The sequence below is a fragment of the Streptomyces sp. NPDC006365 genome, from assembly GCF_042870755.1.
Classification (GTDB): domain Bacteria; phylum Actinomycetota; class Actinomycetes; order Streptomycetales; family Streptomycetaceae; genus Streptomyces; species Streptomyces xiangluensis.
Map to the genome: position 1 here is coordinate 61,708 of NZ_JBIAHS010000004.1, position 20,154 is coordinate 81,861.

General features: G+C 68.4%; 22 protein-coding genes and 3 pseudogenes. 10 read left to right on the plus strand and 15 right to left on the minus strand.

Annotated features, from left to right (window positions below):
- Nucleotides 1–93 precede the first annotated feature (93 nt).
- From ACFYO0_RS13370 to ACFYO0_RS13380, 3 genes and pseudogenes are all read left to right on the plus strand, one after another.
- Entirely contained in the window at nucleotides 94–903 is an 810-nt protein-coding gene (locus ACFYO0_RS13370) for a hypothetical protein (RefSeq protein ID WP_388674388.1), read from the plus strand.
- Nucleotides 904–1,106: 203 nt separating this feature from the next.
- Entirely contained in the window at nucleotides 1,107–1,574 is a 468-nt protein-coding gene (locus tag ACFYO0_RS13375; protein WP_388674390.1) for a DUF5990 family protein, read from the plus strand.
- A 206-nt stretch (nucleotides 1,575–1,780) separates the two neighbouring features.
- Nucleotides 1,781–1,966: pseudogene (locus ACFYO0_RS13380) on the plus strand (transposase); the annotation flags it as partial.
- A gap of 36 nt (nucleotides 1,967–2,002) precedes the next feature.
- Here ACFYO0_RS13380 and ACFYO0_RS13385 read toward each other — a convergent pair.
- Both ACFYO0_RS13385 and ACFYO0_RS13390 read right to left on the minus strand, forming a co-directional pair.
- Complete coding sequence (locus tag ACFYO0_RS13385) at nucleotides 2,003–3,073, minus strand: alpha/beta hydrolase fold domain-containing protein (RefSeq protein WP_388674392.1); 1,071 nt, start codon at nucleotides 3,071–3,073, stop codon at nucleotides 2,003–2,005.
- 334 nt (nucleotides 3,074–3,407) lie between these two features.
- Nucleotides 3,408–5,048 carry an IclR family transcriptional regulator C-terminal domain-containing protein gene (locus ACFYO0_RS13390; RefSeq protein WP_388674394.1) on the minus strand — a complete coding sequence of 547 codons (1,641 nt, stop codon included), beginning with the start codon at nucleotides 5,046–5,048 and terminating at the stop codon, nucleotides 3,408–3,410.
- Nucleotides 5,049–5,196: 148 nt separating this feature from the next.
- Here ACFYO0_RS13390 and ACFYO0_RS13395 point away from each other — a divergent pair.
- A pseudogene (locus ACFYO0_RS13395) lies at nucleotides 5,197–5,292 on the plus strand (IS630 family transposase); the annotation flags it as partial.
- A gap of 25 nt (nucleotides 5,293–5,317) precedes the next feature.
- Here ACFYO0_RS13395 and ACFYO0_RS13400 read toward each other — a convergent pair.
- From ACFYO0_RS13400 to ACFYO0_RS13425, 6 genes are all read right to left on the minus strand, one after another.
- The gene (locus ACFYO0_RS13400) at nucleotides 5,318–6,211 is read right to left on the minus strand and encodes an alpha/beta hydrolase (protein ID WP_388674396.1); all 894 of its coding nucleotides are present in this window, start codon (nucleotides 6,209–6,211) and stop codon (nucleotides 5,318–5,320) included.
- Nucleotides 6,212–6,351: 140 nt separating this feature from the next.
- On the minus strand, nucleotides 6,352–7,185 hold the full coding sequence (locus ACFYO0_RS13405) for an ABC transporter ATP-binding protein (RefSeq protein WP_388674398.1): 834 nt from the start codon (nucleotides 7,183–7,185) through the stop codon (nucleotides 6,352–6,354).
- 13 nt (nucleotides 7,186–7,198) lie between these two features.
- Nucleotides 7,199–7,990 carry an ABC transporter permease gene (locus ACFYO0_RS13410; protein WP_388674400.1) on the minus strand — a complete coding sequence of 264 codons (792 nt, stop codon included), beginning with the start codon at nucleotides 7,988–7,990 and terminating at the stop codon, nucleotides 7,199–7,201.
- A gap of 4 nt (nucleotides 7,991–7,994) precedes the next feature.
- Nucleotides 7,995–8,867, minus strand: coding sequence for an ABC transporter permease (locus ACFYO0_RS13415; RefSeq protein ID WP_388674402.1), 873 nt, complete (start codon nucleotides 8,865–8,867; stop codon nucleotides 7,995–7,997).
- Entirely contained in the window at nucleotides 8,864–9,841 is a 978-nt protein-coding gene (locus tag ACFYO0_RS13420) for an ABC transporter substrate-binding protein (RefSeq protein WP_388674404.1), read from the minus strand. The genes ACFYO0_RS13415 and ACFYO0_RS13420 overlap by 4 nt, the downstream gene beginning before the upstream one ends.
- Before the next feature lie 325 nt (nucleotides 9,842–10,166).
- Nucleotides 10,167–10,388, minus strand: coding sequence for a hypothetical protein (locus ACFYO0_RS13425; RefSeq protein ID WP_388674406.1), 222 nt, complete (start codon nucleotides 10,386–10,388; stop codon nucleotides 10,167–10,169).
- A 291-nt stretch (nucleotides 10,389–10,679) separates the two neighbouring features.
- Here ACFYO0_RS13425 and ACFYO0_RS13430 point away from each other — a divergent pair, with 291 nt between their 5' ends.
- Nucleotides 10,680–10,838, plus strand: coding sequence for a hypothetical protein (locus ACFYO0_RS13430; protein ID WP_388674408.1), 159 nt, complete (start codon nucleotides 10,680–10,682; stop codon nucleotides 10,836–10,838).
- Here the strand turns inward: ACFYO0_RS13430 and ACFYO0_RS13435 are convergent.
- Both ACFYO0_RS13435 and ACFYO0_RS13440 read right to left on the minus strand, forming a co-directional pair.
- A complete protein-coding gene (locus ACFYO0_RS13435; RefSeq protein ID WP_388674410.1) occupies nucleotides 10,790–11,167 on the minus strand; it encodes a transposase domain-containing protein in 378 nt (125 codons plus the stop codon). The genes ACFYO0_RS13430 and ACFYO0_RS13435 overlap by 49 nt on opposite strands.
- 189 nt (nucleotides 11,168–11,356) lie before the next feature.
- Nucleotides 11,357–12,052, minus strand: a complete 696-nt coding sequence (locus tag ACFYO0_RS13440) for a methyltransferase domain-containing protein (RefSeq protein WP_388674412.1) — start codon at nucleotides 12,050–12,052, stop codon at nucleotides 11,357–11,359.
- A 639-nt stretch (nucleotides 12,053–12,691) separates the two neighbouring features.
- Here ACFYO0_RS13440 and ACFYO0_RS13445 point away from each other — a divergent pair.
- The 4 genes from ACFYO0_RS13445 (at nucleotide 12,692) to ACFYO0_RS13460 (ending at nucleotide 15,505) form a co-directional block, all read left to right on the plus strand.
- Nucleotides 12,692–12,895: a cold-shock protein gene (locus ACFYO0_RS13445; RefSeq protein ID WP_030872951.1), complete on the plus strand. Its 204-nt coding sequence runs from the start codon at nucleotides 12,692–12,694 to the stop codon at nucleotides 12,893–12,895.
- Between the two features lie 340 nt (nucleotides 12,896–13,235).
- Entirely contained in the window at nucleotides 13,236–14,777 is a 1,542-nt protein-coding gene (locus ACFYO0_RS13450; protein WP_388674415.1) for a DEAD/DEAH box helicase, read from the plus strand.
- 60 nt (nucleotides 14,778–14,837) lie between these two features.
- A complete protein-coding gene (locus ACFYO0_RS13455) occupies nucleotides 14,838–15,146 on the plus strand; it encodes a hypothetical protein (RefSeq protein ID WP_388674417.1) in 309 nt (102 codons plus the stop codon).
- A gap of 50 nt (nucleotides 15,147–15,196) precedes the next feature.
- A complete protein-coding gene (locus tag ACFYO0_RS13460) occupies nucleotides 15,197–15,505 on the plus strand; it encodes an SCO5918 family protein (protein WP_388674419.1) in 309 nt (102 codons plus the stop codon).
- A 109-nt stretch (nucleotides 15,506–15,614) separates the two neighbouring features.
- On the opposite strand, the gene ACFYO0_RS13465 is transcribed toward ACFYO0_RS13460, so the two are convergent.
- A complete protein-coding gene (locus ACFYO0_RS13465) occupies nucleotides 15,615–15,989 on the minus strand; it encodes a hypothetical protein (RefSeq protein ID WP_388674421.1) in 375 nt (124 codons plus the stop codon).
- Nucleotides 15,990–16,666: 677 nt separating this feature from the next.
- Here ACFYO0_RS13465 and ACFYO0_RS13470 point away from each other — a divergent pair.
- The gene (locus ACFYO0_RS13470) at nucleotides 16,667–17,005 is read left to right on the plus strand and encodes a MerR family transcriptional regulator (RefSeq protein WP_388674423.1); all 339 of its coding nucleotides are present in this window, start codon (nucleotides 16,667–16,669) and stop codon (nucleotides 17,003–17,005) included.
- A 177-nt stretch (nucleotides 17,006–17,182) separates the two neighbouring features.
- On the opposite strand, the pseudogene ACFYO0_RS13475 reads toward ACFYO0_RS13470, so the two are convergent.
- From ACFYO0_RS13475 to ACFYO0_RS13490, 4 genes and pseudogenes are all read right to left on the minus strand, one after another.
- A pseudogene (locus ACFYO0_RS13475) lies at nucleotides 17,183–17,293 on the minus strand (alcohol dehydrogenase catalytic domain-containing protein); the annotation flags it as partial.
- Between the two features lie 116 nt (nucleotides 17,294–17,409).
- Complete coding sequence (locus tag ACFYO0_RS13480; protein WP_388674425.1) at nucleotides 17,410–18,081, minus strand: maleylpyruvate isomerase family mycothiol-dependent enzyme; 672 nt, start codon at nucleotides 18,079–18,081, stop codon at nucleotides 17,410–17,412.
- Nucleotides 18,082–18,113: 32 nt separating this feature from the next.
- Complete coding sequence (locus ACFYO0_RS13485; protein ID WP_388674427.1) at nucleotides 18,114–18,950, minus strand: fumarylacetoacetate hydrolase family protein; 837 nt, start codon at nucleotides 18,948–18,950, stop codon at nucleotides 18,114–18,116.
- On the minus strand, nucleotides 18,947–20,062 hold the full coding sequence (locus ACFYO0_RS13490; RefSeq protein ID WP_388674429.1) for a cupin domain-containing protein: 1,116 nt from the start codon (nucleotides 20,060–20,062) through the stop codon (nucleotides 18,947–18,949). Before ACFYO0_RS13490 ends, ACFYO0_RS13485 begins: the two co-directional genes overlap by 4 nt.
- Nucleotides 20,063–20,154: the final 92 nt, after the last annotated feature.

A 20,154-nucleotide genomic window follows, 5' to 3' on the forward strand; every position in this document is an offset into this window, starting at 1 on the left:
GCTCTGGGGCTCCTCATAGTCGGCACAGGGCGGGAACCGGCGGAAACGCCGCCGGGCGCCTGCTGCTCCCCACTTCGGAAGGAACTTCCCGTGATGAACCGCCACCTGCGCAAGGCCGTCGTCGTCACCGCCGCGATCACCGCCGGGGTGCTGATGACGGCGTGCCAGAACGGCACCGACGACAGCTCGTCCGGCGCGAGCGGGACCGACACGGTGGCGGTCGCGGAGAAGGCGTCGGACGCCAAGAACTCCAAGGGCGTCAGCGGCTCGTTCAAGAACGGCAAGGTCACCTATCTCGCCCCGGGCAAGTACATCGTGTCCGTACCGGGCAAGGATGACCAGCAGTTCCTGGTCGCCGAGGACACCGAGGTCTACGGCGTCGGCACGATATGCGGCGAGGCGGGGTCCAAGGTGGACGCGCCGTGCACGCTGGACCAGCTGGAGACGGCCACCAAGAAGGGCGCCGTGAACGCCGACGTGAAGATGAAGGACGGTATCGCGGCCCTGGTGACCGAGCGACGCGCCGCCCAGCAGGACACCGGCTCCGGCTCTTCCGACACCGACTCCGACTCCGACTCCGACTCCGGCACCCGCGAGACCGTCGTCGAGGGCATCAACAAGGGCAAGGGTGTCAACGGAACCTGGTTCGGCAACGTCTCCTACCTGGCGCCGGGCAAGTACACGGTCTCCGACATGAAGGGCGTCGAGCAGCAGTTCCTCGTCGCCGAGGACACCGAGATCTGGGGTTACGGCGACATCTGCGGTGACACGAACACGGGCGAAGGCGGCCAGGGCGGCATCGAGTGCACCGAGGCCGAACTGGAGACGGCCGCCAAGAAAGGCTTCTCCGCCGAGGTCGTGATCAGCAACGGCATCGCGACCACCATCCGCGACGACCACTGAGCCGCAGGCCGGCCGCAATGCGCCACGCCGGACGCCGACGAGGTGCGGCGACGGGGCGCCGACCGATACGGGTGGGCGGGGGTCGGCGAGGAGGCCGCTGCAGAGGGGGGGCCAGCACCGAGTGACGAGGTCGCCGCTGCCGGGCCCACCCCAGTTCGAGGCCGGCTGACCTCTGCGCGGACGATGGCGGGATGATCGGCGCTATGCGCATCCGCATCGACGCCGTCGACCTGCCCGGCCTCACCCGCCCCGCCCCTGTCGACGGCAAAATCCCCGCGTACGGCAACATCCACGTCGCCGTGCAACGCCGCGACCGTCCGGCCGAACTCCTCGAGCCACAACCCGGCGACGCACCGTCCGCGACATGGACCCTGGAGTGCACCACGAGCGCCTCGCCGACCGGCACCGATGTCAAAGGCCCCTACGTACAGGACCGTCTGGGCCGACGGTTCATCTACCTGTCGTGGGGCACGGTCGACGAGTCGGGCACCTTCACGATGTTCCGCCGCGCCAAGCTGATGCTCGACGTCATCCCCGCCGACGTACTCGCCGCCGCCGCACGCGACGGGCTGCTGGTCGGACGCCTCGGCCTGACCGACGCACAGGGCGGGCCTCTGTGCGCACGCGTCGAGCCCCCGCACATCACCTGGACCGCCGCACGCGCCGGTTAGGACCGTGCCCCGCCCCCGTCCGCGTTCACCAGGTCAGGGCGTCAGTGACGCTGTCCTGCCGGCAACGTCGCTTCTTGCTGATCTGCGGTTTCTTTCCAGGACAGCGGAGACGGCCGTTCTCCCACGCTTCGAGATGTCGAGTCACAAAGCACGAGAGAACGGCCGCCGTGTATGAGTTGTCTGTCGATGCGCCCGCAGGCCAGGCGTTGGACGTGTTGTCCCGCTTTCGGGTCGAGTTCCACGAATGCCTCTGCGCTCGCGCGGATGCGCTCTTCGAGCTCAATGACGCGGTGCTGTGCGCGGACGGGCCGGTGAAGACCCTGGTCGAGCTGTCGCTGGCAGTCGAGCACCGGCGCGGGCACGGTGCGCTGTACGCGGCTTTGGACCGCGGAATGCGGTGTGCATCGTGAGGTCGCCTCGCGGTGGGCCTACCTCGCCGCGGGACGCAACTCGGACGTCAGGAAGGAGACGATGGTCTGCCACGACGGTGTCACGGGAAGAGGCGGCGTGGTGTGACCGTGCCGTGCGTGTTCCTCGTAGGCGTCCCGTCGGGTGTCGGGGTCGCCCAGCATGCTGGAAATCGGACCGTGACCGGCGTGCGGGAGGGAGATCATGCGCACATTGGCTTTGGCGGAGGCCAGGGCATCGCGCAGCAGTCGGCCCTGGTGGTAAGGCACCAAGGGGTCCTGCCCGCCGTGGAAGATCAGCGTCGGGGGCAGGGGCCGGTCGGTGACGTAGGTGAGAGGGTTCGCGGCCGCGACCTTGTCCGGGCAGTCATTGATGGGACAGCCGAGCAGCAGCGACTCGGGCGAGCGTGCGTCCGAGTGACAGTCGGTCGTCCCCAGGAAGTCGTTGAACACCTTGCAGTTGTCCAGCATGTGCGCATCCATCTGGGAAAAATCAGTCGGCGGGTAGAACGGCACGGCCGCCTGCACCGCGCTGGACGGACCGCGCACACCGATGTCTCCCTCCAGCCTCGGGATGTCTCCGGTGACCGCGGCCATCGCCGAGGTCCAGCCCCCCGAGGAATCACCCATGATCGCGAAGCGTCGAGGGTCGAGGTGGTAAACCTGGGCGTGCGCCCGCAGCCAGCGTATGGCGCCCTTGATGTCGTGGAGCTGGGCCGGGAACTCGGCCTGTGAGCTGGAACGGACCGACACACCCGCCACCGCGAACCCATGCGGGTTGAGCTGGGCGGCGACCTGGTCAGCGCCCTGTCGGCCGTTGTCGGCCAGCCACGCCGAGCCTCCCGTGAAGATCACCAACGGAACCGGCCGCTGCGACCGGGGGATGTACAGGTCCAACAGGTGGCCCTGGCTGTCGGCTGGCTGGGCCGGCGCGTAGGCGATGTCCCTGGCCACTCTCACCTCGTCGGGTCCCGGGGCGGGGGCCGCGTAACCGGGGGCCATGGCGACCCCCAAGGCGATGGCAGATGCCGCCAGCGCCATGAGAACGCGACCGATACGCAACCGCGTAGGTCGTCGATGCCGGATCCTCATGCTCACTCCTCTTCGAGTGGGAAGCGGCCGACGGCTCGGATGCCGAACAGCCGGGATGGCCGGACTACTTGGAGCAGATGAAACGCGTTCGCCTGACGAAATTTAATTCGTTGCACGGCTGGCATGAGTTTGAGTCCGACACCGAGCGGGTGTCAATGGTGGTGAAGATGCACGGGTTCACGACCCACCAGCTGCGGGCCGGCGACAGCGCCACGGCGAGGGCTTCGGCTGCCCTCGCCCGGCCAGTGACGGGCGCACGTCGCGGGCGGGGGTGCGCCCCGGCGCTCACGCGATCCTGCGCGAACACCCCGGCCGTCGCGCGGCGGTGGCGCCGTCAGGTCTTGATCGAGGAAACCGGCCCCAGGTCACGTTCGATATCCGCCGCCGCGGCGCGGAGCGCGGGCAGGACCTCCTCGAGGCATTCGGTGACCGAACGCCGACTGGAGTGCATGGCGACGTTGATCGCGGCGCGCACCTTGCCGTCCCGGCTGCGGACCGGCACGGCCATCGAGCGCAGACCGACTTCGAGTTCCCCGTCGACCAGGGCGTATCCGTCGTCGTCGGCCTGTGCGACAAGCCGGATCAGTTCATTGGCATCCGTCACCGTCTGCGCGGTGAGGGACGTCGGAGCTGAGGAGGCGAGGATCGCGGCGCATTCGCTCCTGGGCAGGCCGGCGAGCAGCACGCGGCCCATCGCGGTGGCGTACGCGGGCAGTCGTGTGCCCACTGTGGCGTGGACCGTCATCAGGCGGGCGGGGGCAGCGCGGGCGACGTAAAGGATCTCCGAACCGGAGAGCACTGTCATGGACGCGGAGTCGGAGAGCCGGTGGGACAGGGCCGTGAGATGAGGTTGGGCCAATTGCGCCGGCGACAGACGCGACAACGGAGCGTAGCCCAGCGAGAGGATCGCGGCATTGGGCCGGTACAGCCCGTCCTGACCAGTGACATACCCGAGGTGGTCCAGCGTGATCAGCGCGCGCCGTGCGGTTGCCCGTGGCAAGCCGGTGAGACGGGCTATCTCGGCATTTCTGAGGGCGTCGCGGCCCGGGCCGAAGGCGGTCAGCACGCTCAGGCCGCGGGCGAGGGACTCGATGATTCCCCGCCCGGGCTTGGAGACTTCGGTATCGAGCGGTGGTCTGACCGCCGCGGCCGGTGGTTCCGGCGGCGGTGTGCGCAGTTGTAGTTCCATGTCTGCCACGGCGCTCCGCACAGCGGGCAGCGCGGCCCGTGCCAGCGCTTCCGCGCTCGGGTAGCGTCCGATGAGGCTGACCACGTTCACCACGCACACCAGGTCCCCGTCCGGGGCATGGACGGGGTGGCCGAGGGCGATCAGGCCGGCTTCCAGCCACTGGTCGTCGAGGGACCAGCCGTTGGCTTTCGCGGCGGCGGCGCGTTCGCGGAGATCGTCCGTACACGCCTCGATGAGTTTCGCGCCGCGCACGCAGGGGTGGTGCGCCCGGTGGTGTTCCCATTCGGCGTGGCTCCAGGTGGCGGCCAACAGCGCGCCCGGCGCCGAGGCGTCGAGTGGCAGCCTGTCGCCGATGCTGCAGACGATTCCCATCCGCCGGTCGCGCTCCGCAGAGTGGACGAAATGGGCGCCGTGCTGGTCCGGCACGGTCAGGGTGACCCCCTCGTCCAGTTCCTCGGCCAGCGCGTCGGCCCGTGGTCCCAGGAGTTCGGGAATCCTGACGGCAGTCAGGTAAGCGTTGCCCAGCTCCATCAGTGGCGGGGCCAGCACGGCCCTACGCCCCTCGATGTGGACGTAGCCCATGGCGCCGAGGGTGACGGTGATGCGGTCGAGGGTGGCCCGTGCGAGGCTTGTGCGGTTCGCGAGCTCTTGCAGATCCTCCTGCCCGCCGGCGTCCGCAAGAGCCTTGAGGACGGCGATCCCACGTATCAGAGGGCCGACCGCCTCGGTGGGCACCTGCTCCGTTGCGGCGCCGTCCACCTCACTGGCAGCGACCTCGGCCGTCATGCCGTCACTCCTTGCTTCGGTGCAGGCAACAGTAGCCGATCAGTCCTCCAGAGGGCCTGGGAGTCCGCGTCGCTCCGCCAGGAACGGACGACGGAGCGCGGTTGGTTCGATCGGAAACCGGCGAAGCAGGAATCCCTGACATGAGTGTGTGTTCCGGGAGGTGATCCACCGGTTCGACGAGATCGACCTGGCCTGCCTGGACCGTCGATGGGCGGGAGCCCGTCCCCGCCCGCTCATCCCTGAATTCGCCGCCGACCGGAGCGCCGGTGTCAGTCGTTGAGTGCGGTGCGCAAGGTGGTGGCCATCAGATCGATGGCCTGTTTCGCTGCCGGTACCGGGCCGGTGTGGGTGAAGTAGTGGTCGACCCCCTCGAAGACACGGTGGGTGACCGGGACGCCGGCGGCCTCCAGAGCCTTGGCATAGGCGTCGCCCTCGTCGCGCAGGCGGTCGTTCTCCGCGGTGATGACCAGGGCGGGAGGAAGTCCGGCGAGGTCGTCGGAGAGTGCGGGAGAGACGAAAGGATGCGCACGGTCGGCGGGATCCGGGACGTAGGCGGCGGTGAAGATCCGCATGAGCTGAGGGCTGAGCAGCGGCTTGGCTATGAGGGACTGCTTGGTGGCCGGGTCGGCGAGCTGGTCGAGCGGTGCGGAGTCGATGATCTGGAGGCGGGGCGCGAACGTGCCGCGGTCCCGGGCCAGGCGACAGACCGCAGCGGTCAGGTTGGCTCCGGCACTGTGCCCGCCCACCGCAAGGCGTGAACCGTCCCAGCCGCCCTCGGGACCGTTCTCGGCGACCCACGCGGTGGCGTCGTACGCCTGGGTCACGGGGACGGGGAACTGCCGCTGCGGGGCGACGGCATAGTCCACGTTGATCACTACACAGCCGGCCGTGGCGGCGATGTAGCGGCAGATGTGGTCGTCCTGCTCCGGGCGGCCGACCACGAAACCACCGCCGTGGAAGTTGACGTACACGGGAGCGGCGGCTCCGGTCGTGGCCGGCGGGCGGTAGACGGTGCAGGTCACCGGGCCGGCCCCGGTCTCCACCCGGAGGGTTTCGGTGCGCTTCGGGACGTCGGTGAAGCGCAGGTCCTGGTGCACGCGGGTCATCATGCGGCCGAGCAGCAGTTGGATGCCTCTGGCCTGGACTCTTGAACTGAACGCCATGGCGCTGCCCACTTCTTCACGGTTTGAATGACAGGTTGGAGGGGCGGAGAGCACCGAACCGACCACCGCGCGCGCCGCCGTACCTCATGGCGCATCACGAGGGGTGCGTGCGGTGTCACGGGCCCGTGTCGTGCGGTGTGTCAGGCCCCGGCCTCCTGTGAGGCGAAGTCCTTGCTGCGGTCGGGCGCCTCTGTGTCCGTGTCGCCGCTGAGGTGTTTCGCGCGTTGGATCTGTTCGTAGACGTGCGCGCGCAGTTCGGCGAATCGCGTGCTGGAGCGGGTGTGCAACTGGTCGCGCTCGTCGGGAAGATCGATGGTCAGATCCTCCTGCACGACGGTCGGCGACTTGGACAGGATGATGGTCCGCTGGCCGAGGTAGACCGCTTCATCGATGTCATGGGTGACGAACAGGACGGTGACGCCCAGCTCGTGCCACAGGCGCCTGATGAGGTCCTCCAGCTCGGCGCGCGTCTGTGCGTCGACGGCCGCGAACGGCTCGTCCATCAGCAGCACCTTCGGTTCGAACGCGACGGCGCGGGCGATCGCGACGCGCTGCTGCATTCCTCCCGAGAGTTGCCAGGGGTAGGCACGGTGGGCATCGGCGAGACCGACCACCTCCAGCGCGTGGTCGACCAGTTCCTTCTCCCTGGCCTTGCCCAGCTTCTTGCGGCGAAGCGGCAGGGCCACGTTGTCGCGCACGTTCATCCAGGCGAACAGGGACCGTCCGTACTCCTGGAACACGACGGCCATGGCGGGTGGCGGTCCCGCGATGGGACGACCTTCCAGACGGACTTCGCCGCTGGTGGGGTCGAGCAGCCCCGCCATGCATTTCAGCAGAGTCGTCTTGCCGCACCCCGACGGTCCGACCAGACACACCAGTTCTCCGGCAGCGATATGAAAGGTCAGGTTCCGCAGAGCTTCGACGCTGCGGTTGCGTCCGGTGTAGATCTTCTGCAGATTGCGTACGTCGAGCATCGACGTCTCCTTGTCAGGGATTGCGCTGAGCCCGGCGCAAGCCGTGGTACCAGGCCAGGACCCGGTTCTCCGTGAACCGGAAGAGCAGCGACAGGACGAAACCGAGCAGGCCGAGCAGCAGGACGCCGCTCCACATCTCGGGGATGGCGAAGGACCGCTGGAACTGCACGACGGCGAACCCGAGTCCGTTGCTGGCCGCGAACATCTCGCTGATGACCATGAGGATGATGCCGATCGACAGGGACTGACGCATGCCGGTGACGATCTGCGGGCTCGCCGAGCGCAGTACCAGGTGCCACAGGCGTCGAGTGCCGGTGATGCCGTACGAGCGGCAGGTGTCGCTGAGCACCTCGTCGACGGCACGGACACCCTCGACCGTGTTGAGCAGAATCGGCCACATGCACCCGCTGACGATGACGAGCACCTTCATGGTGTCGCCGATGCCCGCGAAGAGAATGATGATCGGTACCAGCACCGGGGGCGGTATGGCCCTGAAGAGTTCCATGACCGGCTCCAGGAAGTCACGCACGAGGCGGCTCATGCCGATCACCAGCCCCAGCCCGACTCCGGCGATGATGGCCAGCAGATAGCCGGCGGTCAGCCGAATCACGCTGGGCACCACGTCGGATGTCAGCCGCTCGCCCGTCCAGACGTCTGCGAATTTCCCCAGGATGGTGGAGAGCGGAGGGCTGTAGACGTCGGTGCTGCCGGCGGTGAGGGACCACCACACTCCGAACAGGACCAGGGGCAGGCCCAGGACCAGCGAGGCGCGACGGGCCACGTTGAGGACAGTCGTCCGGATCATCCGGCTACCCTTCCCTGCGGATGGACTGATGCCAGTGCAGCGCCCGCCGCTCGACGGCCCGGGCCACCAGGTTGATCGCGATGCCCAGCAACCCGGTGACCAGGACCAGGGCGTAGACGTCGGGTACCGCGCCGGAGGTCTGGGCGACGGCGATCTGGTTGCCCAGCCCCGGCGAGCCGATGACGAGTTCGGCGGTGATCGCCAGGACCAGCGCCACGGTGGCGGCCAGCCGTACGCCCGTCATCACATACGGCAGCGCGGTGGGCCACATGACGTGGCGCACCCGTCCCCACGTGCCCAGCTGGTAGCTGCGGGCGGTGTCGTCGGCGACCGGGTCGACGTCCTGCATCCCGGCCAGCACCTGGACGAGGACCTGCCAGAAGGAGGCGTACACCACCAGCAGCAGCTTCGATCTCAGGTCCGTGCCGTAGAGCAGTACGGCCACCGGGATCAGAGCCACCGACGGGATGGGCCGCAGGAACTCGATGGTCGAGGCGGTGGCCGCCCGCAGGACGGGCACCGATCCGATCACGATGCCCGCCGTCACGCCCGCCATGACGGCGATGGCCAGTCCGATACCCCACCCGGTCAAGGTGTCGCCGAGCGCGGTCCAGAACGCGTCCTCGGCGAGCACCTGCCACAGGGCCCGGCCCATCTCCGACGCGGGCGGGAGGTAGTCGGCGGAGACCAGACCGGTGTGGGGCAGCACTTGAAGCAGGACCACCAGGCCCACCAGGCCCGCTGCCCCACGCCACAAAGTGGCGGCCTTCCCCGGAGAGCGCCGGACACGTCGCGTGTCCGGCCCGTCGGGACCGCTGACGGTCCCGACGGCGCCGACGCTCTTCGTCAGCACAGAGGTGCTCTGGGAACCGCTCATGAGAACAGGGCGTCCAGGTCGGGCTTCTTGCCGCCGAAGATGTCGTCCTTCTCGCCGAGGGAGGCGAGCTTCTCCAGGGACTTCATGTCGTACTCCGCGGTCCAGCTCGGCAGCGTCAGGTTCTTCAGCACCTCACCGCTGATCTTGGTGTAGGTGGTGAGGATCTGGCGCGCTTCGTCGGGGTGTCCGGCGGCGTACTCCAGGGACTCGGTCATCGCCTCGGTGAACTTCTTCACCAGCTCGGGGTCCTCCTGCGCCAGCTTGGTGGAGGCGAAGTACGTCGCGACGGTGAGCTTCGGGTCGGTGTCGGCGAACGGGGAGGCCACGACGCGGGCGCCCTGGCCCTTGGCGATGGCCAGCGCCGGCTCGGCCATCCAGGCGGCGTCGACCCGTCCGCTGTCCAGCGCGGCCGGCATCTGGTCGAACGGCAACTCGACGAACTTGACCTTCGAGGGGTCTCCTCCGTCCTTGCGCACCGACTCGCGGACGGTGGTGTCCCCGATGTTCTTGAGGGTGTTGACAGCCACTGTCTTCCCGGCGAGGTCCTTCGCGGACTTGACCTTGCTGTCCTTCTTGACCGCGACTCCGGTGACGTCCTTCCCGGTGACGCCGGTGGAGGCGACACCGTTGACCACGGACTTGACCGGCACACCCCTGGACTGCGCGATCATCAGCGAGGTGACATTGCTGAACCCGAACTGGAACTCGCCGCTGACGACACCGGGGATGATCGCGGCACCACCCTGGGCGGTCACCAACTCCAGCTCGATGCCGCGACTGCTGAAGAAGCCCTTCTTCTCTCCCAGATACAGCGGCGCCACATCGACGATGGGAATGACCCCTACCTTGACCTGCGTTGCCTTGCCCCCGTCCGAGGGCGAGGAACTGCCCGTCGCAGAAGACGAGGATCCGCATCCGGTCGCGGCTGTGAACGTGACCGCTGCTATGGCAAGCCCAATGATGCCTCTTCGCATGGGCTCCTCCTGACGATTGTGTGCGCTGTGCGAAATATTGTCCGTATGCCGAACGGTAGCGGGAGGCTATGGCCGGGTTCGCGGTGCGTCAATAGGTGGCGTGACACCGGTAGTGCTTGGTCAGGCAGGCGCGCGGCGAGCCGGAGCCCCGCCACCGGCCGAAGTGCACTCGTCTGCCGGGGCGTTGCTGATGTGCCGAGATCATCGCTCGGTCCGTTCAGGCCTTGCCTGTGCCGTTGGCCGTTCCGTCAGCGGCCTGACCCGAGCGGTGGGCGACCGTGCCGGACGTCTCGTCCAGCCGCGAGGTGCCACCGAGCGGCACCTTTCACGTTTCGACTTCTACGGAGGTGCGAGCAGTGCGAGTGGCGGCCAGGCGCAGGCCCGTGCGGAGATCGAGCGGGACCGCATCGCTGGTGCCGGCCGCATGCCAGGCGTCGTCGATGGCCGAGTAGAAGAGGGCAAGGGCGGCACGAAGGGTCGCCGCCGCGGCGGCAGTGGCCTGCGTCTTTTGTTCCGCGACCCATTGCCTCCGCGCTTCGGCGAGCATCGGCTGGATTGGAGGAGTCAGGGCCACCATCACATCTACGTGGTGCCGCCTCATCGTGCGCGTTGAGTGCCCCGGATGGGGCCAGATCAGGATGGCCTTCTCATACAGGGCGAGGGTCCGGCGCAGAGCACCAGGATCCGGGGCCGGAAGCGGGTGTCGATCAGGTCGGCGTAGTGACGGAGGAAGGTGGCGTGCGGGATGCCGAGGCGCCGCTCGATGGCGGTGACGGCCGGGCGTTCGCCACCGCGATGACCATCGGCTTCGCCGCCTTCTGTTGAAGACCCGAAGTACGTGAAGGCCGGTGAGAAGTTCAAGTCCGCGAACGAGGCCGGCAAGGTCGCCTACCTGGACAGCGCCGGCGGTCTGTTCAACGCGATGATCTACGGCAACTCCCAGCGGTTCTACCAGCACCTTCGCCACGACGGTCTGCCCCGCCTGGATGCTCGGTGATCACGGAGAACGGCGCGGCGTTCGACGGAGGGCGAGGTACGCGACCCGAACAGCAAGCGCAGCGGCGCCGCCCCGAGCCGGGCACGCGCCTTGGTGACCGAGCCCGTCCGGGCCGGACGCGTCCACTTCTCACCCGGCCGACGCGGGATGTTCTCCAGCAACTCGCGCAGCACGCCTCCATAGCCCTGCCCGGTGAACAGCCACATCACCAGCGTGAAGTACACCATCAGCGTGCTCGGCAGCGCCTTCGTGCGCTCTTCCCACGCCCCGGTCTCCTCGACCGCCTCGTGCACCAGCTCCGGCGTGAACGTCCTGGTCAGCAGTCTCATCCGGACCCGCTCCGGGAAAGTGTCCCCGGCTATGTGATCACGTGCCACGAACAGGAGACCCTGCCCAACCAAGATCAATCAACGGAAGCGACGTTGGTCCTGCCAGTAGGTGACCTTGCCGGGCCGGCCAGGGGCGCATCACCGGCTCCTCGCGCGGCTTCGGCCGCCAGTTCACCTCCACCGCGGTCATCACTCCGGCACGTCCGCAGGGCGGCCGCAGAGCGCACGCCCTTCGACTGGCTTGAGCAGGGGCGTGTTCTGGATACCCCCAACGCGGTTGGCCCACCAGACAGTCAGTTCGCGTACGAAGAACATCGGCAGTCGCCGGTAGCGGCGGGGCTTCTGGAAGACCCCGACGGAATCACCCCAGTAGGCATGTCTGGCGTCAATGGCCGCGTAATCGTGCCGGATTCCCGTCATCGGCGGGAAATCTGTGTAGGCCTCGCGCAATTCAAGTCCCGAGTACGCAGCCATCGCCCGGAACCCGTCCGGGTAGTAGCGCCAGCAATCCTGTGCGTCGTGCACATGGCCGCGCGACGGTGCCGTGATGAATGCCATTCCCCTGGGCTTCAGCACGCGCGCGATCTCCATCATCGTTGCCCAGAAGAACGGGATGTGTTCGAATGCCTGACCCGAGAGCACAAAGTCCGCACTGTTGGACTTCACTGGAATGCGGTACGGGTTGGCCATGACGGCATCCACATTCTGTCCGTCGAGCACATCGACGCCCACATAGTCGATGTCGTGCTGACCCAGCAAGTCTTTATGCGTGACACTCTGTTTGTCTGACACGCGCGAGCCCAGATCCACGACCCGGTGCCGCCGATTCGTCGGCATGTACTCCTTCACGCAGAGTTCCATCTGCTCGTATGCAGACCTGTGCATCAGTGTTGCCTCTCGATATGCCCCCACACCTCAATGGACATGTTCCATAACTCCAATCGGTGGAAGGAGTGACGCGTCTGACTGCGTGACACAGCGAGGTCCGGCGAGTCCGCGTCCCGTCGGTGATGCTGTGGGATGGACGCGTGGCTCGCTGCGATCCGGCCACGCCGTTCGCGCGCAGGTATGCATGGCCCGGCTGCTGGTGGCGTCCGTGCCCGCAGCGGCGTGCCCGTAAGAGCCGGCAACCGCGGAGGGAGGTCGGTTTGCGTCGCGGCCGCCGGCGGTGGGCCGCGCCGTCGACCACTTCAGCATTCGCCGTGCGGCGCCCGTCGGCCAGAAACGCTGGGGTCCGGGCGAGTCAATATCTGTGGCCGCGAAATGAGAAATAGACGCAACGCTCGATGAAGGTTCCTTACTCGACAGACGGAGCAGAACTATTCAACGCACACGGTCGATCGCACCGTGATACTGTCGGCCCCAGTTGCAGTTGTGGTTCCCGAACGCTTGGGAGTGCCTCACCGGTTTCATACGCCGGTAGCGCTCCTTACATTTCCGGTTATTTTCCGGCGGGGTGATCATCTCGACGACGCGGAGTCCGCGCAGTGTGGACTCCGAACACCGCCCCAAAGGAGATTCAATATGGCTGCCGGCACCGTGAAGTGGTTCAACGCGGAAAAGGGCTTCGGCTTCATCGAGCAGGACGGCGGCGGCGCCGATGTCTTCGCTCACTACTCGAACATCGCCGCTCAGGGCTTCCGTGAGCTGTCGGAGGGCCAGAAGGTGACCTTCGACATCGCGCAGGGCCAGAAGGGCCCGACGGCCGAGAACATCGTTCCCGCCTGACGCTGACACGTACGTCGCAGCTGGGGCCCGCACCGTGGGGTGCGGGCCCCAGCTGATCGGTTTTCAAGGCGCGGGCGGCCTGCCCGACCGTACCTGACAACCACAACTTCAGCCGCAGCGTTATCCAGGGGCCATGGTCATTGGCTCCATTGAACCTGCCGCCGGGATCTCACCATTCTCGTGAGAGAAAAATCCCACGCGCGTCACCTGCGCATTCCCTGCACGTTCCCTTCGGGATCCCATTCGATTCCGCATCGTTTTCGGCTCGTTCTCGCGATTCTCTGCGCTGCTCATTTGCTGCGGGAATTCCTTGATTCGTGCCATATCAAGGAAGGTCCGCATGAACCGCACGCGTACAAACGATCGCTTCGTCCGCACTCGCGCCGGAGGTTCCGGCTCCAAGAGGGGCGGCAGCCGCTACGGAGCCGGGGTAGGAACCGCAGTCCCCGGCCGCTCCGGTGCTCCGCGCCGCCCCGAAGGTCATGGACGTCGACAGGCCGCTCCTCAGGGCGAGTTCGCGCTGCCGAAGACGATCACCCCCGCGCTCGGTGCCGTCGAGACGTTCGCCGATCTCGCCATGCCTGCGCCGTTGCTGGCCGCGCTCGGCCACGAGGGCGTGACCGCACCGTTCCCGATCCAGGCGGCGACTCTGCCGAACTCCCTCGCGGGCCGCGACGTACTCGGCCGTGGCCGCACCGGTTCGGGCAAGACGCTCGCCTTCGGCCTCGCGGTCCTCGCCCGTACGGCCGGTCAGCGCGCCGAGCCCAAGCAGCCGCTGGCCCTCGTCCTCGTACCCACCCGCGAGCTCGCCCAACAGGTCACCGACGCGCTCGCTCCGTACGCCCGAGCTGTGCGGCTGCGACTGGCCACAGTGGTCGGCGGGATGTCGATCGGCAGGCAGGCCGGGGCACTGCGTGGCGGTGCGGAGGTCGTCGTCGCCACGCCGGGCCGGCTCAAGGACCTCATCGACCGGGGCGCCTGCCGACTGGACCGCGTCGCCATCACCGTCCTCGACGAGGCCGACCAGATGACCGACATGGGCTTCATGCCCCAGGTCACCGCGCTGCTCGACCAGGTGCGTCCCGAGGGGCAGCGGATGCTCTTCTCGGCCACCCTGGACCGCAACGTCGACCTGCTGGTCCGCCGCTATCTGAACGACCCGGTGGTCCACTCCGTCGACCCGTCCGCGGGTGCGGTCACCACCATGGAGCACCACGTACTCCACGTACGCGGCGCGGACAAGCACCGGACCACCACCGAGATCGCGGCACGCGAGGGCCGGGTGCTCATGTTCCTGGACACCAAGCACGCGGTGGACCGGCTGACCGAGCATCTGCTGAACAGCGGCGTCCGCGCCGGCGCGCTGCACGGTGGCAAGTCCCAGCCGCAGCGCACACGGACCCTGAACCGCTTCAAAGCCGGGCATGTGACGGTACTGGTGGCGACCAATGTCGCGGCGCGCGGAATCCACGTGGACAACCTCGATCTGGTGGTGAACGTCGATCCGCCCAGCGACCACAAGGACTATCTGCACCGTGGCGGCCGCACGGCGCGCGCCGGTGAGTCCGGCAGTGTGGTCACCCTGGTGACCCCCAACCAGCGCCGCGACATGAGCCGGCTGATGGCCGCCGCCGGCATCACCCCGCAGACAACCCAGGTGAACTCGGGTGAGGCGGAGTTGACCCGCATCACAGGCGCTCAGGCACCCTCGGGCGTCCCGGTCGTCATCACAGTGCCGGCCGTGGAACGCCCCCGGCGCGGCGCCTCTTCCTCGTCCCCGTCCCGTGGCCGCCGCCGCGGCCGCGCCGGCCAGGGCCGGTCCACCGGCGAGGCGGCACGCCGCGCGGCACAGCGGCCGGCCGCCTCCAACCCGGCGGCCTGAACCCTCGTGGGCAGAAACCTCACCCGACTTCTCAGGCCCGTCCTTGCAGGAGGCTCCACCTTGACGCCGGCTCAGCTGCTGCATCGCCCTGCGGAGCCTGCCTCCGCGCTCCCGGCCCTGGCCGAGGTCGTCGGCGTATCCGGACTGCGGGTCCCTGACGACATGACCGTCGAGGTGGCCCTGTCCGTCATGGCCGGTGCACATGTCGAGCATCTGCTGCTGTGTGACAAGGACGAGCAGTTCACCAGCTCGATCACCCGGGCCCAGCTCGCCGTCGTGCGCGACAGCTCCGCCTACACGGACCGGATCCGTCTACGGGATCTCCTCGGCGCCGGTCGACCACCGTGCGTGCTCGCCCTCTCCCCCTGACCCGCCTCAGCAGGTCAGCCCCGACTCGTACTCCATCCCTGTGAGGCATCATGCGCTGTGTCATCGCCCGGTTCCCGTTCGAGCTCACCAAGCACGAGGTGCTGGCCTCCATGAAGGGCATCAAGCCCGAGGCCGTCACGGGTGAGTCCGTGCTCATCGGCCGCCGCCACTATCCCGTCAAGCAAGTGGGCGAAGTCATCACCCGGCAGGACCGCCGCGACTTCACCAGCGGGGAGGTCACCCGGGCCATGAGCCGCCTCGGTTTCACCTGCCGCAACGGCGAGGAGAGCGCACCCGCCGCGCGCGTCCTCACACCGCTGCAGACCGCATCGGCCCTGCTCGGCAGGCCCGTCTCCTGAAACCATGAGGACCGGCGGAAGCCGGCACCGGAACAGCGACAGAACAACGACAGAACAACGATGAGGGCCCTGCCGACACACGTCGGCAGGGCCCTCGTCGTGGGGCGTCTCACGGTTCGGAGTAACTGAAGTCGCCCACGGTCCAGGCACTGACATCGCTGATCGCGACTCGGTACATTCCACCCGTCTCAGGGATCCCGACACTGCCCTGCAGGATCCGGGCGAGATGGAAGTGCAGATGTGTGGGCACGTCGCCGCGGTCGGTTCGGTCCTCTGTCCGGTCGGCCGCGAAGACACCGGAGAACTGGCCGAGACGGTCCGAGTCCTTCAGTACCTCCGACACTCGCTCCCTCCACACGGCTTCGGGCGCCAGTCGGCCGGTGATGACAGCACCGCCGACAACCACAGTCAGCGACATCTGATTGCTTTGCGCGGACTCCACCTTGGCGGCGATGTCCGCGAGCAGGTCGTCAGGTTTCGACATGAGAGCCGATTTTATGCAGTGGTCGGTCCTCTGTGCTCATTTCCCGTACGTGACCTCGGGCGCCGATGTGCGGCCGGCGCACCGACGCGGTGAGGGACCGGGGCGCTGGAGCGCATGGCCCACCGTGCCGCCGCTGTCGGCTGGCGCAAAATACTTACGCCTCGAGAGCTCCGAAATCTGTACTCGCCAGAGTAGACATTGGCTGGTGATCTAGTTAAGGTTCCTTTCGTAGACACGGTCAAGGAAGCCCGGCAGACACGAACTGCAGGGCAGCGGTACACGAAGTTCGCAGGTCAGGGTGACTGTGGAGTTCCGAAGCCACGTTGTTCGCAGGACGGTGACGGGACTGACAGTCGCACTGGGCGGCTCGCAGGTTGAGGGGCCGCCGACAGCAACACCAGCAGTTCGCATCATTCAGAGGAAAGGAAGGAGGGAGCAGACGCCATCAGGATCGCCCGGCCCAGGAAGCATTCGGCCGGGTACCGCAAGACCCCGGATTGGAAGGTGGTCCCCGGTCACGAATCCGCGATCCCCGCATACCCGGCCCTCTCCCGGGCCGGGTAGCGGAAACAGCAGGTCGGCACAGCAGTAGGGCCGACAGATGGTGTTCAATCCCTTCGGGGCCCTGGTGCCGTACGGCACCAGGGCCCCTCGACGCGTCGTACAACGAGGTGTAAATGACAGCAGATACTCCGCTCAGTGGTCGTCTGGACGACGACGACTACCCCGCGTACACGATGGGCCGGGCCGCCGAAATGCTCGGCACCACCCCCGGCTTCCTCCGGGCCATCGGTGAGGCCCGTCTGATCACTCCGCTCCGCTCGGAAGGCGGGCACCGGCGGTACTCCCGCTACCAGCTGAGGATCGCCGCTCGCGCCCGCGAACTCGTCGACCAGGGGACCCCGATCGAAGCTGCCTGCCGCATCGTCATCCTTGAGGACCAGCTTGAGGAAGCGCAGCGCATCAACGCCGAGTACCGCCGCGCCGCGAAGGAAGAGCCCGACGCTTCCAGCTGAGTGCATCGGCGCGGGCATGTGGCCCCGGAGCCGACGTCTATCCCCCGGACGGCATCTGGACGCCGCCCTCGCTCACCACGCCGGCGCTCCGGCGACGCACGGCCGGGTCCAGGTCCGCCGCCTGAAGCCGCCTGAACAGGTGGGACGACCGGCTGGCCGCGCCGGCACGTGCGCTGGACAGACCGGGCGGCGCGCCCGGCAGCCTGCGCAGGAGGTGCAGGAGGTGCAGGCGAGGACCACGCGGTCGCCGGGCGCGAATCCGCCGACCTGCGGGCCGACGGACTCCACGACACCCGCCCCCCTCGTGGCCGAGCGCGGCGGGCAGCGGGAAGGGCGTGGCCTGGCGGCGCACGCTCAGGTCGTGCGGCACAGCCCGGTGGCGACGGTGTTCGTTCTGCGTGTGGTCACAGCCAGGGCGGCAGCTCGGGGAGCGGCGCCCCCGTCGTCGTATGAAGTCGTACGGATGTGCCGCGTCCGGTGAGCCAGCGCGCGAGGTCGGCTGCGGCTCCCTCGACGACGGCCGGGCCTTCGTCGGTACGGCCGTCCCGGTCGGTCGCCCGCAATGGGAGCCGTAGGCCCTGCGCGGTACGGCGACGCGTGAGCGCGTCCTCGATCAAAGCGTCGACGAAGTCCTCCGGGAAGGCCGAGAAGTCGCCGTCGGACGGCAGGTCGCAGGCGTGGATCCACACTTCGCGGCTGCGCAGCCAGGGGATGGTGCGCGCTGGGACGGTGCGGCCCTGGGCGGTGACGACCTCGGCGTCCCACTTCGGGGCGGTGAGGCGGTCCAGGGCGGCGGCGAGCCGGTCGTGCTCGGCCTCGACGAAGGCGCGCAGGCGCGGCACGGGCCACGCGGCGCCGGACTCGATCTCCTCGGCCCGTGCGTCCGGGCTCGGGTACATCGGTGTGGGCTCGCCCGTCGCCGCCCAGTGGGCCAGCCGTCCCAGGGCCTTGGCGTTGTGCCCGACGTGGGAGAGCAGGTGCCGGCCCGACCAGCCGGCCAGGCGGCTTGGGCCTCGTAGCTCCTCGTCGCCCACCGCCTTGAGCTGAGAGAGAAAGTACGCGTGCCCCTCCGCCATCCAGCGAAGGCAGCGAGTCGGCGTGCCCGTGGTCATGCGGAGGTGCTTTCCGGGGCGCGCCGTACCGGGTTCGACAGGGCGCCGATGCCCTCGACGGTCGTGACCAGGGTCTGGCCGTCCTGGAGGTAGCGGGGAGGCTTGCGGGCGTGGCCCACGCCGCCGGTGGTGCCGGTGGCGATGAGGTCGCCGGGGTTGAGGGTGATCATGGTCGAGATGTACGAGACCAGGTCGGCGGCGTCGAACAGCAGGTCGGCGATGGTGGACTTCTGCAGGGACTCCCCGTCGATCTCGCAACTGATCGCGGCGTCCGGCGCGAGTTCGTCCGCGGTGAGCAGGCAGGGGCCGAGCGGGGTGCTGGCCTCCCAGCTCTTGCCCTGGAGCCACTCCTTGGTGCGGAACTGCCAGTCGCGCATGGAGACGTCGTTCATGACGGTGTATCCGGCGATGGCCGCCTCCGCGGTGGCCCGGTCCGCACGCCGCACCCGCTTGCCGACGACCACGACGAGTTCGGCCTCCCAGTCCACCGTGGGGGACTCGGGCGGCAGGGTGAGAGTGTCGTGGGGACCGATAAGTGTTTCGGTGAACTTGGCGAACAGAGTGGGGTGTTCGGGCAGGTCGCGACCCATCTCGGTGATGTGGGTGCGGTAGTTGAGGCCCACGCACACGATCTTGCCGGGGTGCGGGATCACCGGAGCGAGGTCGGTGGGCTCGACGGCGAGGGTCGCTCCGCCCGTGGCCGCGGCACGGGTGCGCCAGTCGTCGTGGGCGAGCAGGCTGCCCACGTCGCCCGGGCCCAGGTCGACGTACTGTCCGTCCTCGACGCGGGCGGTGCGCAGTCCGTCGGCCGTGCGTACGGTCGCCAGCTTCATGCGTGGAGGCCTTCCTGGTAGGTGCGGTCGAGGTGGAGCCGTTCGAAGACGGGGGTGTCGCTGAAGCGGAAGAGGTCGAGGCCGGTGTCGGTGGCCAGGCTGAGCGTGGTCCAGGAAGGGACGACGATGAGGTCGCCGCGTTCGACGGTCCAGCGGGCCTCGCCCACCGTGACCTCGCCCGTGCCGTCGAAGACCTGGAAGACCGACGAGCCGACCTCCCGTAGGGCGGCGGTCGCCGTGTCCGGCGCCAGCCGGTGGAACTCGGTGCGGAGCGTCGGCAGGACGTCGCCGCCCGTGGTCGGATTGGTGTAGCGGACCGCTGCGTGTCCCGGCTCGACCGTCGCCGTGCAGCCCTCGGCCTCCAGCGCGAGCTGGTCGGACAGCGCGCGGTCGGTGTACTCCCAGCGGTAGGCGAGCAGCGGAGTGGCCGGCGTGGGCGTCAGGTGCGTGAGCGGGCGCAGGCCCGGATGGGCCCACAGCCGCTCCGAGCGGGAGCGTTCCGGGGCCTCGCGGGTGCCGACGTCGTCGGTGCCGAACTCGAAGAACGTCGCGTCCGTGTAGTGCTGGAAGGGGATGTCCAGCCCGTCGATCCAGGCCATCGGCCGGTCGCTGCGGTTGTGGTGGCCGTGCCAGTGCCAGCCGGCCTGCGGCAGGAAATCGCCGCGGCGCATGGCCACGGGGTCGCCGTTGACGACGGTCCACACGCCCTCGCCCTCGACCACGAAGCGGAACGCGTTCTGGGTGTGCCGGTGGACCGGTGCGTCCTCGTGCGGCTTGAGGTACTGGATCGCCGCCCACAGCGTCGGCGTGGCGAACGGGCGCCCGCCCAGGCCCGGGTTGGCCAGCGCGATGGCACGGCGCTCGCCGCCGCGTCCCACGGGGACCAGGCTCCCGGCCTGTTCCGCCATCGGCATCAGGTTGCGCCAGCGCCACAGGTGCGGCAGGGCCTTGGAGTGGGGCTCGGTCGGCATCAGTTCGCCGATCTCGGCCCACAGCGGGACGAGCAGTTCCGACTCGAACTGCCGGTAGAGCGATTCGAGTTGGGGGGTGCGCTCGGGCTGTCCCGGGCCGTCGGTGGCGCGGATGGTCACCGGAGACGGGATGGTGGTCATGCCTGTACTCCCAGTCCTCAGCGGGACGACTTGGTACGGGTTGATACCGGCGACATTGCCAGTGTTCTGCTGAGGGGGATACGTTTTTCTGC

Bases quoted from the DNA above. Each gene is read 5' to 3' on its own strand.
- ACFYO0_RS13370 (WP_388674388.1), top strand. From the start codon at position 94: ATGAACCGCCACCTGCGCAAGGCCGTCGTCGTCACCGCCGCGATCACC.
- ACFYO0_RS13375 (WP_388674390.1), top strand. From the start codon at position 1,107: ATGCGCATCCGCATCGACGCCGTCGACCTGCCCGGCCTCACCCGCCCC.
- ACFYO0_RS13385 (WP_388674392.1), bottom strand. From the start codon at position 3,073: ATGAGGATCCGGCATCGACGACCTACGCGGTTGCGTATCGGTCGCGTT.
- ACFYO0_RS13390 (WP_388674394.1), bottom strand. From the start codon at position 5,048: ATGACGGCCGAGGTCGCTGCCAGTGAGGTGGACGGCGCCGCAACGGAG.
- ACFYO0_RS13400 (WP_388674396.1), bottom strand. From the start codon at position 6,211: ATGGCGTTCAGTTCAAGAGTCCAGGCCAGAGGCATCCAACTGCTGCTC.
- ACFYO0_RS13405 (WP_388674398.1), bottom strand. From the start codon at position 7,185: ATGCTCGACGTACGCAATCTGCAGAAGATCTACACCGGACGCAACCGC.
- ACFYO0_RS13410 (WP_388674400.1), bottom strand. From the start codon at position 7,990: ATGATCCGGACGACTGTCCTCAACGTGGCCCGTCGCGCCTCGCTGGTC.
- ACFYO0_RS13415 (WP_388674402.1), bottom strand. From the start codon at position 8,867: ATGAGCGGTTCCCAGAGCACCTCTGTGCTGACGAAGAGCGTCGGCGCC.
- ACFYO0_RS13420 (WP_388674404.1), bottom strand. From the start codon at position 9,841: ATGCGAAGAGGCATCATTGGGCTTGCCATAGCAGCGGTCACGTTCACA.
- ACFYO0_RS13425 (WP_388674406.1), bottom strand. From the start codon at position 10,388: ATGCTCGCCGAAGCGCGGAGGCAATGGGTCGCGGAACAAAAGACGCAG.
- ACFYO0_RS13435 (WP_388674410.1), bottom strand. From the start codon at position 11,167: ATGAGACTGCTGACCAGGACGTTCACGCCGGAGCTGGTGCACGAGGCG.
- ACFYO0_RS13440 (WP_388674412.1), bottom strand. From the start codon at position 12,052: ATGCACAGGTCTGCATACGAGCAGATGGAACTCTGCGTGAAGGAGTAC.
- ACFYO0_RS13445 (WP_030872951.1), top strand. From the start codon at position 12,692: ATGGCTGCCGGCACCGTGAAGTGGTTCAACGCGGAAAAGGGCTTCGGC.
- ACFYO0_RS13450 (WP_388674415.1), top strand. From the start codon at position 13,236: ATGAACCGCACGCGTACAAACGATCGCTTCGTCCGCACTCGCGCCGGA.
- ACFYO0_RS13460 (WP_388674419.1), top strand. From the start codon at position 15,197: ATGCGCTGTGTCATCGCCCGGTTCCCGTTCGAGCTCACCAAGCACGAG.
- ACFYO0_RS13465 (WP_388674421.1), bottom strand. From the start codon at position 15,989: ATGTCGAAACCTGACGACCTGCTCGCGGACATCGCCGCCAAGGTGGAG.
- ACFYO0_RS13470 (WP_388674423.1), top strand. From the start codon at position 16,667: ATGACAGCAGATACTCCGCTCAGTGGTCGTCTGGACGACGACGACTAC.
- ACFYO0_RS13480 (WP_388674425.1), bottom strand. From the start codon at position 18,081: ATGGCGGAGGGGCACGCGTACTTTCTCTCTCAGCTCAAGGCGGTGGGC.
- ACFYO0_RS13485 (WP_388674427.1), bottom strand. From the start codon at position 18,950: ATGAAGCTGGCGACCGTACGCACGGCCGACGGACTGCGCACCGCCCGC.
- ACFYO0_RS13490 (WP_388674429.1), bottom strand. From the start codon at position 20,062: ATGACCACCATCCCGTCTCCGGTGACCATCCGCGCCACCGACGGCCCG.